The organism is Flavobacterium sp. FlaQc-30 (assembly GCF_044005885.1).
Lineage (GTDB): Bacteria > Bacteroidota > Bacteroidia > Flavobacteriales > Flavobacteriaceae > Flavobacterium.
Genome location: NZ_JBIPCO010000009.1, coordinates 1 through 14669 on the forward strand (window position 1 = coordinate 1; position 14669 = coordinate 14669).

Sequence of the window (14669 nt, forward strand, 5' to 3'; positions counted from 1 at the left end):
AAATCAAAGTTCGTATACCCTTCTTAATCCCCAGGAGTCTGGTTTTACTTCTCTGATTTCGTTTTTTCCTGATATTTTCTTCTGAAAACCGCTGCAATAGCCCCGATAGAAGTGAAAATCCTTTTTATGGCAGGGTTTGCCGTAAAAAGATTGTAACGGATAGCGGGATTAAGCTCCTTTTTTAAACTTAAAAGAACTTCAACTTTCTCAAATCAAACAAACCTTCACTCCTATTATATTATAGTAGAACTTTCCATTTACACAATACAACACCACATCCTTCTTATTATATAACATCAATCTTATACATATATATATTGTATGTATTTTTGTAATCACTTATATTTGCATTCACAAAATTATAAACAATGATCAAGATTACTTTACCCGATGGGTCAATTAGAGAGTTCGCTCAAGGCGTAACTCCAATGGAGGTCGCTAAAAACATTAGCGAAGGTTTTGCACGAAATGTTATTTCTGCATCTTTTAATGGTACAACTATTGAAACCGAGACTCCATTAACGACCGATGGTAATCTTATATTATATACTTGGAATGATGCTGAGGGTAAAAAAGCTTTCTGGCATTCGACTTCACACGTAATGGCACAAGCCCTAGAGGAATTGTACCCAGGAATTAAATTAACTCTTGGACCAGCAATTGCTAATGGTTTTTATTATGATGTTGATTTTGAAGACCAAAAGATCTCTGAGGCTGATTTTAAAAAGATCGAAGATCGTGTTCTTGAAATTTCAAGAGGAAAGCATGAATTCAAAATGCGTCCGGTTAGCAAAGCTGACGCATTAGAAATGTACAAAGACAACGTTTACAAGACTGAATTGATTTCTAATCTTGAAGATGGAACTATCACTTTTTGTGATCACTCAACTTTTACAGATTTATGTCGTGGTGGACATATTCCGAATACCGGAATTATTAAAGCCATGAAAGTAATGAGTGTTGCTGGCGCTTACTGGAGAGGTGACGAGAAAAACAAGCAGTTAACTCGTGTTTATGGAACTTCTTTCCCTAAACAAAAAGATTTAACAGAGTACCTTGAACTTCTTGAAGAAGCGAAACGTCGCGATCACCGTAAATTAGGAAAAGAATTAGAATTGTTTGCTTTCTCTCAGAAAGTTGGTCAAGGCTTACCTTTATGGCTGCCAAAAGGAGCAGCGTTAAGAGAACGTTTAGAGCAATTTTTAAAGAAAGCTCAAAAGAAAGCAGGTTACGAACAAGTTGTGAGTCCACATATTGGACAAAAAGAACTTTATGTTACTTCTGGTCACTATGCTAAATATGGTGCAGATAGTTTTCAGCCAATACATACTCCTGCCGAAGGTGAAGAGTTTTTATTGAAACCAATGAACTGCCCTCACCACTGTGAGATTTACAATGTAAGACCTTGGTCATATAAAGATCTACCTAAGCGTTATGCTGAATTTGGCACTGTATATAGATACGAGCAGTCTGGCGAATTACACGGCTTAACTCGTGTACGTGGTTTTACTCAGGATGATGCACATATCTTTTGTACTCCAGAGCAATTAGATGAGGAATTCAAAAAGGTAATCGACTTAGTATTATATGTATTTGGTTCATTAGGTTTTGAAAACTTTACTGCTCAAATCTCATTAAGAGACCAAGAAGACAGAGAAAAATATATTGGTACAGATGAAAACTGGGAGAAAGCTGAAAACGCTATCATCAATGCAGCTGCCGATAAAGGTTTAAATACTGTTGTTGAATATGGCGAAGCTGCATTCTATGGACCTAAGCTTGACTTTATGGTTAAAGATGCTTTAGGTAGACAATGGCAATTAGGAACTATTCAGGTAGATTACAACTTACCTGAGCGTTTTGATTTGACATACAAAGGCGCTGATAATGAATTACATCGCCCAGTTATGATTCACAGAGCTCCTTTTGGATCTATGGAACGTTTTATAGCAATTTTACTAGAACACACTGCAGGAAATTTCCCGCTTTGGCTTATGCCAGAACAGGCTATTATCTTGTCTTTGAGCGAGAAATACGAAAATTATGCTAAAAAAGTTTTAGATTTGCTAGAAAATCACGAAATTCGCGCCCTAATTGACAACCGAAACGAAACCATCGGTAAGAAAATTAGAGATGCCGAAATGCAAAAAATCCCGTTTATGCTGATTGTAGGCGAGGAAGAAGAGAAAAACGGCACAATTTCTATACGCCGCCATGGACAAGAAGGAAAAGGCAATATCACAGTTTCTATCGAAGAATTTGCTTCGATTGTAGACGAAGAAATAAAAAAGACATTAAAAGTATTTACAGTTTAACTTAAATTAGAAAGTCATAGCAATAAAAAGTAACAGAGGTTTTCAACCTCGAGTAGAAAAAAAAGATGCACACAGAATAAACAACAATATTCGTGGTGTACAAGAAGTGAGGTTAGTAGGCGAGAACATCGAACCAGGTGTATTTAAGCTTGCAGAAGCTTTACGTCTAGCAGATCAGTTTGAATTAGACTTGGTTGAAATTTCGCCAAATGCTGAGCCGCCGGTTTGTAAAATCATGGATTACAAGAAATTTGTTTACGAACAAAAGAAACGTGATAAAGCATTAAAAGCTAAGTCTTCACAAGTTGTTGTAAAAGAGATTCGTTTTGGTCCTCAAACAGATGAGCATGATTATGAATTTAAAAGAAAAAATGCTGAGAAATTCTTAAAAGAAGGTTCTAAATTAAAAGCATTCGTTTTCTTTAAAGGACGTTCAATCATCTATAAAGATCAAGGACAAATTTTATTGTTGCGTTTGGCTACAGATCTAGAAGAACATGGTAAAGTTGAAGCTATGCCTGTTCTTGAAGGAAAGAGAATGATTATGTTCATTGCTCCTAAGAAAAAGAAATAAGTCTTAAAGCTTAAAGTCTTAAAGTCGAAAGTCATAAACTGACTTTTGACTTTTGACTTTTGAACTTTCTGACTCAAGATATAAGTAAGTAAGAATAAATTAAAACACTAGGAAAAATGCCTAAAATGAAAACTAAATCTAGCGCTAAGAAACGTTTTAAAGTTACTGGTTCTGGAAAGATTAAAAGAAAGCATGCTTTTAAAAGTCACATCTTGACTAAAAAATCTAAAAAACGTAAATTAGCTTTGACTCACTCAGCGCTAGTTCACTCAACAGATATGAAAAGCATCAAACAACAATTAAGAATTATCTAATAATTCTTTAGGTTAAAAAATTATTTATATAACCTTGGAGTACGGCTTTTAAGTTCCTTTGATTTAATTCAGGACGCCTGCTACAAAAACACATTAAAATTATGCCAAGATCGGTAAATTCAGTTGCTAAAAGAGCAAGAAGAAAAAAAATAATGAAGCAAGCCAAAGGTTTCTTTGGTAGACGTAAAAACGTTTGGACAGTTGCTAAGAATGCAGTAGAGAAAGCAATGTGCTACGCTTACCGCGATAGAAAACAAAACAAAAGAAATTTCCGTGCTTTATGGATTCAACGTATCAACGCTGGAGCTAGATTAGAAGGAATGTCTTATTCTCAATTCATGGGGAAAGTAAAAGCTAACGGAATCGAATTGAACCGTAAAGTTCTTGCAGATTTAGCTATGAACCACCCTGAAGCTTTCAAAGCAATACTTAATAAAGTAAAATAAACGTTTTATAAACTCAATTTAGATTACTTACTTATCATAAAAAAACCATTCGTTAATTCGGATGGTTTTTTGTTTTTACAACAATCTGCTTTACCTTTAAGACTCTTTAAAAAAACAACCACAAAATGTTTACTCCTCTTTTTGATCACATTCAGAAATTTGTAACACTTGAGCCTTCAGAAATTGACTTACTTCAATCATGTTTGAAACTCGCGAAAATAAAAAAGAAAGAACATCTATTGCAAGAAGGACAAGTTTGTAATACAATATATTTTATAACAAAAGGCTGCGCAAGGCAGTATATAATTAACTCGAAAGGAACAGAACAAACCTTGCAATTTGCGATTGAAAATTGGTGGATTACTGATTATTTAAGTTATCACAATACTACTCCATCACATTTCTATATTCAGACAGTTGAAAACTGTGAATTGATAGCAATTGAAAAAAACACTCTAGAATCTCTATTAATTGAGATTCCGAAGTTAGAACGATACTTTCGAATTGTTTCTCAAAAATCATTTGGAGCTGCTCAAATGAGAATTAAATTTCTGTTCACAATGTCGGCAGAAGAGAGATATCATCATTTTAATAATCTAAATCCCGACTTTGTACAACGCGTTCCTCAGTACATGCTTGCTTCTTACTTAGATTTTTCGGCTGAATTTATGAGTAAAATCAGGGCAGGAAAAGTATAAGCTGCATTTCTTGAAGTAGTTCAAGTTTTTTAAAGCATTCATTACTGACCTTTGTATAGAACTTTTAAAACATATAAAATGAAATCAAGAATCGTTATCCCGGAAGTTGCCCCGCAAGCATATCAAGCATTAATGAATTTAGAAAAATACATCTCAACAACTTCATTAACACCAACTCATAAAGAACTAATTAAAATTCGTGCTTCACAAATAAATGGTTGTGCCTTTTGTATTAATATGCATACTGCAGATGCAAGAAAACAAGGCGAAACAGAGCAACGCATTTATTTAACCAGCGCTTGGCGCGAAGCTGATGTTTATACTGAAGAAGAAAAAGCAATTTTGGCTTTAACTGAAGCTGTAACTTTAATTGGAAATCATGTTTCTGATGAAGTTTATCAAAATGCTGCAAACTTATTTGATGAAAAATATTTAGCAGAAATCATCCTTGCAATCATCACAATTAACTCTTGGAATAGATTAGCAATTACAACAGGACTTAGAGCTGTTTAATTTTTATAAAGATAAATTTTACAAGCTTACGAAATTCAGAAGCCCTCTATCTAGAGGGCTTTTTCGTATCTAATTGCTAATGAGAAATAGAAAAAATAGTTTTATTCTAAGTTTTAAAAATACCGTATATATACTCTTTCAAGGGGATTTATTTTTTTTACTTTTGGCGCATGAAACAAAAACACAAGATAATATCCCTATACATAATTCTAATATTTGTTATTTTGTTTTCATGTCAAAAAGAGGAATCTTTAAAAGTTGCGGCAACCAACACAAAAGAAAAAGCAGAAAAACTGATCGCAATAGGAGATCGCTTTTATGATGATCAAAATTTTGACAGTGCTTTTTTTTACTACAATAAGGCGAAATTTATTTGCAACCCAAAAACAGAAACAGAAAGCTTTGTCAGCACATTAAATTCTATGGCTGAAATCCAAAGATATCAAGGAGATTATACTGGCAGTGAATCAACTCTTACCGAAGCTTTGCCTCATCTTAAACACATAAAAAATCCTAAACATATTTGGAACACTTATATAGAATTGGGCAACAACTACCTCTTTACTTATGATTACAACAATGCATTATCCTACTATAAAAAAGCATTAAGTTTAAATATAAGTGAATGGAGAAAACTAAGTACGACAAACAATATAGCGGTCGTTTTATTAGAACAGGGCAAATACAATGAAGCTTTAGACATTTTTACTTCTTTGATTGAGAAAAAAGAAATTCTTGAAAACCCCGAAAACCATGTAAAAGTACTAGACAATATAGGTTTTTGCTATTTTAAAATTGAGGATCCACGAGCACTTTCATACTTTGAAAAAGCACTAAAAGCGGCAGCCGAAACAAAAGATTATCTTTCGACTTCTAAAATTTATCTGCATTTGGCTGAATTTTACCAGCTCAAAAATCCTTCGCTATCAAAAAAATATGCACAGCTTAGTTATGAAAACGCGGCTCTTGTAAAGTACTCCGAAGGCAGAATGTCTGCTCTAAAGTTATTAGTAAACTGCTCTGCAAGCAATGAACTAAAAAAATACTCTCTCTTATACATTAAACTTAATGATAGTCTAACCGAAATACGACAGAAAGCAAAAAATCAATTTGCTCGAATTAAGTATGACTCAAAAAAAGAGAGAAACGAAAACCTTAAACTGAAAACCGATAAAATTGAAAACGAACTGCAATTAGAAAGACAAAAAAATCGAAATATAATTTCTTATATCATTATTATATTAAGTTTAAGCTTAATATTAGCGTTGTACTTTCATTTAACATCTAAAGCTAATAAAGAAAAAATTGAAGCAACCTACAAAAGCGAAACAAGAATTGCTAAAAAACTGCATGATGAATTAGCAAATGACATTTACCATACTATGGCTTTTGCCGAGAACAAAAACCTTTCTGTATCTGAAAATAAAGAACAATTAATAAAAAATCTAGATGTAATATATTCTCGAACTAGAGATATATCAAAAGAAAACAGTCCAATTATAACGTCTGAAAAATACATCTTATTTTTAAAAGAGATGATTGCAGGTTTCAATACTCCCGAAATTAATCTTCTACTTAATGGTATTGAAAACATCCCTTGGAATGAAGTTGAAAAAAACAAAAAAATAACCACTTATAGGGTACTACAAGAATTACTCGTAAACATGAAAAAGCATAGTAACGCTACACTAGTTGGTATTAACTTTAAAAAAAGCAATAAAAATATTACGGTCACTTATACGGACAATGGAAAAGGCATCAATTTAAATTCTATGACTTTTAAAAATGGTCTTTACAATGTAGAGAACAGAATTAATTCTGTAAAAGGAGAAATTAAATTTGATTCCACTCCTAGTAATGGGTTTAAGGTTATCTTTAAATTCTCAATTTGATTATAAAAACAATGAAGTTTATTAAGAATAGATTTTTCTTAAAGTACTTTTTAATATTCTTAACAATATTAATAGTTGGGGCAATATTTCTGTTACAATTTCAGAGAAATAAAAACGCAATAATACAGCAAAAGGCTAAGGATAACTCTATCGAAATTAAAAGATTAATAGATAAAGCAGATCTGTACTTTGACGATGACAATAGAGAACTGGCAATTCTAACATATAATAAGGCTATAAAACTTTGTGATCCAGAAATCAATACAACAGATTATGTATATGCACTGTATTGTATCGCAGATCTACACTACTCAAGCTCGGATTATATTTCCAGCGAAATTGCAGCTACAAAAGCATTACCGTATTTAAAGTTAATTAAGAACCCTAGATATTCTTGGCTTATTTACAATGTACAAGGACAAAATTACTTAAGTACTTATGACTTTACTAATGCGGAACTTTATTTTAAAAAGGCGCTAAGACTAAAAACAAGTTTATGGAGAAAACGTGTTGCTTTAAATAATATCGCGGCTACTTATAAAAACAAAAATGAATATGACAAAGCAATAGAGATTTATCAAATCCTTGCTTCTAATGTCCACGCTTCTAACCATAAACATTTAGACGATAGCAATTATGCTTTTGTACTAGACAATATGGGATACTGCTATTATCAAAAAGGAAATTATGATGAAGCTTTAAAATGTTATTACAAAGCTCTAGAAATTCGTCTGCAGCCACAAAGCAGCGAAGGTTTAGTAAACAGTTACCGCCATCTATCTACATATTTTCAAAAAAGAGATCCTAGATTAGCAAAAAAATATGCCGCAGAAGCACTAAAAACAGCTGAAAAAATGAAATCTGCAACAGAAATTATTCTCAGCCTTTATGTCGTGATCGAATCTAGTGAAGGAAATGAACTTAAAAAACAAACTGAAAGGTACATTCATCTTACAGACAGTATTGCAAAAGCAGGAAAAATGAGTAAGAATCAATTTTCTACAATGAGATACGAGTCTAAGGTAGATAAAGAGCAAAATCTACAGCTCAAAGCAGAAAAGATAGAAAATGAACTGCAATTAGAACGACATAAAAATCGAAATATCATTTCATATATTATAATCATTTTCATAATTGGATTTTTTATAATTCTATTATTTTACTTATCTCTAAAGGGGAAAAAAGAAAAAAAAGAAGCTGTATTTGAAAGTGAAAAAAGAATTTCAGGAAAACTACACAATGAGCTTACTCTTCAAGTATACAATGCTTTGTCTTTTGTTAAAAGAAACGATCTAGAAACTGTCGAAAATAAAACTGAACTATTAAATAATCTTGAAAAAATTTATTCTCAAACACGTACTATTTCGAGAGAAAACAGCAGTATTGACACAAATGAAAGATACGAATCTGGTCTTAAAGAAATGATTTCAGGTTTTAAAACAGCACAAATAAGCATTTTAACAAACGGCCTGAATGATATTCATTGGAATAAAATAGATAAAAACAAAAAAATAATTATCTATCGAGTGCTGCAAGAATTATTTCAAATTATGAAAAATGCCAGCAATGCCTCTCTAGTAATAGTTTCTTTCAAAATAGTTCAAAAAAATATCACTGTCACCTATAGTGACAACAGGGTTGGAACTGAAAACAAAAAAACATTTTTAAAAAATACAGTGCAAAATGTGGAAAACCGTATTAAAACAATAAATGGAACTATTAATTTTGACCATAATTCAGAAAAAGGTTTCAAGATAAATTTCACTTTCCCTTTATAAAGTAAAGTATTATGTTTAAAAAAGTTTTAGTAGCAGAAGATCTAGATAGTATAAGCATAGCGGTTATTCAAGCGCTTGAAGATTTACAAATACCTATAATTCATCATGTAAAATACTGTGATGACGGATTATTAAAAATAAAGAAAGGTTTAAAAGATAAAGAACCTTATGATTTACTAATTACTGATTTATCTTTTAAAATAGATCATCGCGAAACTATTCTAGAAAGCGGAGATGATCTGATAGAAGCAATTAATGCAATACAACCCAGCATAAAAAAGATTGTATTCTCAATAGAAGATAAACCATACAGAATTAAAACCCTTTTTAATGATTTAGGGATTAATGCTTATGTTTCAAAAGGAAGAAATAGCATTCATGAATTAAGAAATGCAATTGAGAAGACCTATAATGAAGAGGAGAAAATACTATCATCAGATTTAAATTTTAGTTTTAATGATAAATCGTTGATAGAAATTGAGTCTTATGACATTTCAATTTTAAAACTTCTAGCTCAAGGTCATATATTAGAAAGTATTTCAAATGAGTTTAAAGTAAATGCAATAACTCCTAATGGAACGAGCAGCATAGAAAAACGAATAAATAAATTAAAAATCTACTTCAAAGCGAATAACAATGTGCATTTAATTGCTATTGCAAAGGATTTTGGACTGGTTTAATTTTTCTATTCTTTTACGGATTCCCGTAAGGAAATGCACATTTATAGACATAAGTTTGCTATAACCTACGAATCTACCTAATGAAGTTAAAATACAAATTCAATTTATTTGCAAAAATAAATACAACCAATAATAAAATTATTATGAAAACTATGATCTTGTGCCTATTTCTTTCCCTGACTTTTGCTCTAGTTTCTGAGAAAACAGGATGGCTTGAAGTTGATTGGAAAATTGTTTTTATTCCTGCTCTTCTTGTTTTACAAATTATTATTATTGGAACAGCATTGAAAAACAGATATAAAAAACACTAAGCTGATTAGAACAAAATAGCATCTAACAATGAAGTTATAAAAAGAGAGAGAAAAACCCAATTGCTTATCTTTGATTTTTTTTTATAAGCAGATGAAAAACACTATAATTTACGTTCTCTTACTATTTACAGCTCATTCATTTTCACAAACCAAATTTCTTTCTTGGAATTTGGAAAATTTTGGCAAATCAAAAACTCAATCCAGCTTAAATTTTATAGCTGCTACTGTTCAAGACTACGATATTGTTGCGATTCAAGAAATTGTAGCAGGATATGGCGGCGCACAAACTGTTGCAAAACTTTCACAATTGTTAAATGAAAAAGGATCAAAATGGGATTATACCATTAGTGAACCAACCAGCGGTACGAGCTACAAAACAGAACGTTATGCTTTTCTCTGGAAAACCAGCAAAGCTAAACTAAAAGGAAAACCTTGGCTTGAAAAAAAATATTCGTTAGAAATTGACCGAGAGCCTTATTTTGCAACATTTGAAATTGATAAAAAAACGGTAACTCTAGTTAATTTTCACGCCATTACAAAAAAGAAACAGCCTGAAACTGAAATTAAGTACTTTAAATTTCTTCCTCAAGAATATCCAGATTTAAACTTAGTTTTTGCAGGTGATTTTAATTGTCCAGAATCGCATACTGTTTTCAATCCGCTAAAAAAAGTTGGATATATATCTATACTGCAAAAACAAAAAACCACTTTAAAGCAAAAATGCAAATATGACGAATGTTTATCGTCTGAATTTGACAATATTTTCTACAATCCTGCTAAGTTTAAAAATACTCGATCTGGAGTAATTTTATTTTACAAAAAATTTGATTCTCTTCAAGAAGCTAGAAAAATATCAGATCACATCCCTATTTGGTTTGAATTTTCACTCAATTAAGTTTTCAGTTTTTTCTTTTTTGCAGCAGGAAATAAAACATTATTTAAAATTAAACGATAACCCGGAGAATTTGGATGTAAATCTAAAACAGTAGGCGGATCACCAACTTGATGCTGATAATCCTCTGGATCATGACCTCCAAAAAAAGTAAACATCCCTTTTCCCTTTTCACCATGAATGTACCTGGCTTCGCCATTTATTTCGCAAGTTCCCATTACAAGAACATTTGATTTTACCAAAGTTTCATTAAACGAAGTTGTCTGTCCCATAAATCCTTTTACCAATTGAGTATGATTCTGACATAACATACTTGGAATTGGATCCCACTTTGCAGAAAACTCCATTAAAGTAAAATAATCTTTATCCATAGGAACTCGACGTACAGAGGTCATATCAATATCTGAAAACTCATAAACTTCTGGTCTTCGTTCCAAAATAAAGTTTTTAAACGCAAATGAATTTCCATAATTCAATTTTGACTGATAATTAGATTCACTTGGATCTCCATCAAACATGGTTTCACAAATATCAACGCCGTCAGCGGCAAGAGCAATATCAAAACTATCAGTAGCTGAACACATTGCAAACATAAAGCCGCCGCCAACTACAAAATCTCTAATTTTTTTTGCAACTGCTCCTTTTTCTATTGAAACTTTAGGATAACCCAATTTCGAAGCTAAAGCTTCGGCATCTTTCTTTTGTTCAATATACCATGGGGTATTTTTATAAGCGGTATAAAATTTTCCATATTGTCCAGTAAAATCTTCATGATGTAAATGAAGCCAATCATAAAGCAATAATTGATCACCTAAAACTTCCTCGTCATAAATTGGTGTAAATGGAATTTCGGCATAAGTCAAAACCAGCGTTACAGCATCATCCCATGGTTGCTTCCCTTTTGGAGTATAAACTGCAATTTTTGGCGCTTTTTCAAGAATAACAGATTCCATATTTTGAGACGGGCTGGAAATATCGTTTAATAAAGAAGCTTCTTCACTATCAGAAAGTATCTCAAAACTTACTCCTCTAATTTTACATTCTTTGCGAATTTCCTCAGCATCAGGCAGTAAAAATGAACCGCCGCGATAATTAAGCAGCCAGCTTGCTTTATAATCTTTACTTAAACACCAATATGTTATCCCGTATGCCTTTAAATGATTCTGCTGAGTGGTCTCATCCATTGGAAGCAGTATAAACGAAGCTTTAGCTTGAAATGACAGCAATACAATAAATATATATAGGAAGTTTTTTTTCATCAGAAAATTATTTTAGTAAAGATATAAGGATACCTGCAAAAACACAAAAGATATAAATGTTTTATAATTAAATAAAACGTTAAAAGTCAATACACATAAATGAATCACGGTAATAGAAAAACACGTATAAACACGTACTCTTTAAATGAAAAAACTACTTACATTTGAAATCCCAAATCATCAAACTAATCAATGTAAAACCATAGCCATGAAGTTTAATGATAGTAACAACCAACCAAAAGGTCTTAATGTAATACAAAAAATAGGTCTTTGCTTACTTGTATTTACGATAATACTATATTACGTATTATCTATTCATTTTTTAACCAGCTAAATTTATAGGGTCAAAACTGCGATTTCGTTTTGAATAGCATATACTACTAAACCAGCAATATTTCTAGATTCTGTTTTTAGCAGTAAATTATTGCGATGCCCTTCGACTGTTCTCGGACTTAAAAAAAGATGCTCTGCAATTTCTGTAGTTGTTTTTTGCTGACAAATAAGCTGAAGAATTTCAATTTCACGAGGCGAAAGAAAACTCGTTTCTAAACTTCCTTTAGAGTTTTTTGAAGATACAATGGTTTCTTGAATTGTTTTTAAAACACTTTCGTTATAATAAAACCCCTTTGTATAAACTTCATTAATGGTTTTAATTAAATCTTTTGGAGTTGTATTTTTAATTAAATAAGCAACGGCTCCAACTTGAATCATATTTGCAATAAATGATTTAGAGTCGTAACTAGTAAGTGCAATAATTTTTATTTGAGGGAAAGATTTTCGAATAATTTTTGTTGCTTCAACACCATTTAAAACAGGCATTTTCAAATCCATGATAATAATATCTGGTATATTATCATTTTCTTGCAGCTTTGAAACTAATTCTTCGCCATTTGAGGATTCAAAAACAATTTCAATATTAGCTTCTCTTTGCAATAAAAAAGCTATTCCTTTTCGAAACAATACTTCGTCATCGACTAAAGCAATTTTTATAACGGGATTCATTTTTTATGTTTTTGGTCATTTGGTTTCCCGAAATTACGAAATTTGAACCAAAAAAACCTCGAAACTCCTGTTAAATTGGTTAAAATCTAGTTTTTAAACACTATACTCTGCTAAAAAGTAAAAACAACAGCAAGTCCTTTGCCAATTTCAGACTTTAACTTAATTGTTCCGTTCAAGAAAGATATTCGAGAATCAATATTTTTCCAACCAAGTCCTTTTTGATTTTCGGCATTTTTACTGTCAAACCCTACTCCATTATCTTCATAATAACAAGTTGGAGTTTCATCAACTAACCTAAAACTAATCCAAATTTCAGCAGCTTTTCCGTGGCGAACAGAATTGTTCATCAACTCTTGAAGAATTCTAAAAACATGCAAATGACGATCAATATCATTCTCGTCAAAATCAAGCTCATTTTCATAATGTGTCTGCACCGATTTTCCGCTTTCAAATTCTTCACATAACTCTTCGATTCCTGCATTAAGTCCAAATTTTTCAAAAACTGGCGGCAACAAATTATGTGCAATTTTTCTTGAATTCTCAAGTGCTTTTGCAGTAAGTGAAATAATATTTTCGGTTATTTCACTTATTTCCTGTTCAGTTAAATTTGGAGAAGTCAGCAAATGACTATTTAGTGAAACTATATTCAGCTTAGAACTAATATCGTCATGCAAATCCTGAGCAATTCGCTTTCGCTCTTCTTCTTGAGTAACAATTATAGCATGAAGCTGATCCTTTTGATGCTGAATTTCAAGATTTTTATTCTCAATTTCCTTTTGAATTATTTTCTTTCTAGAGAAATAAAAGAATATTATTAAAACAACTGCTACTACAATAAAAAAAAGTGAAATATATAAAATTATGGCAACAAGTTCTTTTTCAGGAATTGAGTTCGTTCTCATATTAAGTTAATCTTTATCGCAAATTTTTCAATTAAACTAATGAACCTTTTTTGGGATTGCTTTTAATCCAATCGTATAAAATAAAAAGCTGATACACTACGATTAAAAAAGCATTCAACATCCACGTTACGTATTTTAGATCAGCACTTAATTCGGGCGAAAGATTACCTACTAAAAACAGCACCGTACTGGTTAGCAAATAAAAAACAATGCCAATGCTTATATAATAGTATTCTTTATTTTCTGTAAGCATATTATAGAAATGAATTAGAGCAAAAACAACAATCAACAAGGATGTTAATGTAATTTCAAATAAATTAAATTTAAAAAATTGATTTGGATCCATAATACACTGTGCTCCTAAAACCATTAAAGCAATTATCACACTGGTTTTTACAAATAACTTTTGGCCTTTTATGTGCATCAATGAATTATAGAACAACCCTAATAAAATCATTTGTCCTACAAAGAATATATTAATAGCCAGCAAATTATTACCTCTTAGGAAATAAATAATCTCCATATAGATCTGCAGTAAAAAGGAAAAAGCTAAGTAAGAAACAAAAAAAACATTAGCTTTTTCCTTTCGGAAAAAGCTATATGAATATAATATAAGATTTAATAATAAAATCAAATAAGCTGAATAAATTAAAAAATCATCCACTTTGTAGTTTTTTTAAAATCAATATGGAGGACAAGGACGAGCACCATCATAAGCATCTTCATCTTCACCCGGATCTGCATCTTCAGCATTTTTTGGCTGAACAGGCGGCCCATAAACATCTACATAAGTATCTGTTTCTTTATCATATCTTGCTCCAACAAAAATTAACGTTCTTTCGTTTTGGTCATTAATTCCAATATGTGCACGAACAGCAACAGTATTAAGCTTTAATACCATTTCTAAACTTTCTCTTGGTATTAAAAAAGCTTTTACTTTTTTAGTACTGTCTTCAATTGTGGTATCTTTTTGATATTTTTCCTCCCATTTTACAGCAGTCGCTTTTGTAATTTTAATAGGTCCTGGAAAGTCTTCTTCTTTCATGGTTTTTTGATTTAAATTGGTTAATAGTATTTAATTTGTTAATTGGAT

The 14669-nt window shown here is 31.4% G+C and carries 16 protein-coding genes; 11 read left to right on the forward strand and 5 right to left on the reverse strand.

Annotated elements, in window-relative coordinates; all coding sequences use genetic code 11:
* The first annotated feature begins 368 nt into the window (after window positions 1-368).
* The 11 genes from thrS (at window position 369) to ACHRV0_RS18345 (ending at window position 10416) form a co-directional block, all read left to right on the forward strand.
* Window positions 369-2315, forward strand: coding sequence for a threonine--tRNA ligase (thrS, locus tag ACHRV0_RS18295; RefSeq protein ID WP_089054230.1), 1947 nt, complete (start codon window positions 369-371; stop codon window positions 2313-2315).
* Between the two features lie 22 nt (window positions 2316-2337).
* Window positions 2338-2889 carry a translation initiation factor IF-3 gene (gene infC / locus ACHRV0_RS18300; protein ID WP_089054229.1) on the forward strand — a complete coding sequence of 184 codons (552 nt, stop codon included), beginning with the start codon at window positions 2338-2340 and terminating at the stop codon, window positions 2887-2889.
* A 116-nt stretch (window positions 2890-3005) separates the two neighbouring features.
* Window positions 3006-3203 (forward strand): 50S ribosomal protein L35, encoded by a 198-nt coding sequence (gene rpmI / locus ACHRV0_RS18305; RefSeq protein WP_007810722.1) that lies wholly within the window; start codon window positions 3006-3008, stop codon window positions 3201-3203.
* A 101-nt stretch (window positions 3204-3304) separates the two neighbouring features.
* On the forward strand, window positions 3305-3649 hold the full coding sequence (rplT, locus tag ACHRV0_RS18310; protein WP_007810721.1) for a 50S ribosomal protein L20: 345 nt from the start codon (window positions 3305-3307) through the stop codon (window positions 3647-3649).
* Between the two features lie 125 nt (window positions 3650-3774).
* Window positions 3775-4347, forward strand: coding sequence for a Crp/Fnr family transcriptional regulator (locus tag ACHRV0_RS18315; protein ID WP_129026218.1), 573 nt, complete (start codon window positions 3775-3777; stop codon window positions 4345-4347).
* Between the two features lie 78 nt (window positions 4348-4425).
* Window positions 4426-4860 carry a carboxymuconolactone decarboxylase family protein gene (locus ACHRV0_RS18320; protein ID WP_129026216.1) on the forward strand — a complete coding sequence of 145 codons (435 nt, stop codon included), beginning with the start codon at window positions 4426-4428 and terminating at the stop codon, window positions 4858-4860.
* A 224-nt stretch (window positions 4861-5084) separates the two neighbouring features.
* Window positions 5085-6752 carry a tetratricopeptide repeat protein gene (locus ACHRV0_RS18325; protein WP_395441945.1) on the forward strand — a complete coding sequence of 556 codons (1668 nt, stop codon included), beginning with the start codon at window positions 5085-5087 and terminating at the stop codon, window positions 6750-6752.
* Window positions 6753-6763: 11 nt separating this feature from the next.
* On the forward strand, window positions 6764-8530 hold the full coding sequence (locus ACHRV0_RS18330) for a tetratricopeptide repeat protein (RefSeq protein ID WP_395441947.1): 1767 nt from the start codon (window positions 6764-6766) through the stop codon (window positions 8528-8530).
* A gap of 11 nt (window positions 8531-8541) precedes the next feature.
* The gene (locus ACHRV0_RS18335; RefSeq protein WP_129025706.1) at window positions 8542-9210 is read left to right on the forward strand and encodes a response regulator transcription factor; all 669 of its coding nucleotides are present in this window, start codon (window positions 8542-8544) and stop codon (window positions 9208-9210) included.
* A 143-nt stretch (window positions 9211-9353) separates the two neighbouring features.
* Entirely contained in the window at window positions 9354-9521 is a 168-nt protein-coding gene (locus tag ACHRV0_RS18340; RefSeq protein ID WP_164975068.1) for a hypothetical protein, read from the forward strand.
* Between the two features lie 91 nt (window positions 9522-9612).
* Window positions 9613-10416 carry an endonuclease/exonuclease/phosphatase family protein gene (locus tag ACHRV0_RS18345; protein ID WP_395441950.1) on the forward strand — a complete coding sequence of 268 codons (804 nt, stop codon included), beginning with the start codon at window positions 9613-9615 and terminating at the stop codon, window positions 10414-10416.
* Here the strand turns inward: ACHRV0_RS18345 and ACHRV0_RS18350 are convergent.
* The 5 genes from ACHRV0_RS18350 to ACHRV0_RS18370 form a co-directional block, all read right to left on the reverse strand.
* Window positions 10413-11672, reverse strand: coding sequence for an asparagine synthetase B (locus ACHRV0_RS18350; protein WP_395441952.1), 1260 nt, complete (start codon window positions 11670-11672; stop codon window positions 10413-10415). The genes ACHRV0_RS18345 and ACHRV0_RS18350 overlap by 4 nt on opposite strands.
* Before the next feature lie 336 nt (window positions 11673-12008).
* Entirely contained in the window at window positions 12009-12674 is a 666-nt protein-coding gene (locus ACHRV0_RS18355) for a response regulator transcription factor (RefSeq protein ID WP_129025712.1), read from the reverse strand.
* A gap of 110 nt (window positions 12675-12784) precedes the next feature.
* Window positions 12785-13576, reverse strand: coding sequence for a sensor histidine kinase (locus ACHRV0_RS18360; RefSeq protein WP_395441954.1), 792 nt, complete (start codon window positions 13574-13576; stop codon window positions 12785-12787).
* A 31-nt stretch (window positions 13577-13607) separates the two neighbouring features.
* A complete protein-coding gene (locus ACHRV0_RS18365) occupies window positions 13608-14099 on the reverse strand; it encodes a hypothetical protein (protein ID WP_395441956.1) in 492 nt (163 codons plus the stop codon).
* A gap of 159 nt (window positions 14100-14258) precedes the next feature.
* A complete protein-coding gene (locus tag ACHRV0_RS18370) occupies window positions 14259-14621 on the reverse strand; it encodes a hypothetical protein (protein WP_129025718.1) in 363 nt (120 codons plus the stop codon).
* Window positions 14622-14669: the final 48 nt, after the last annotated feature.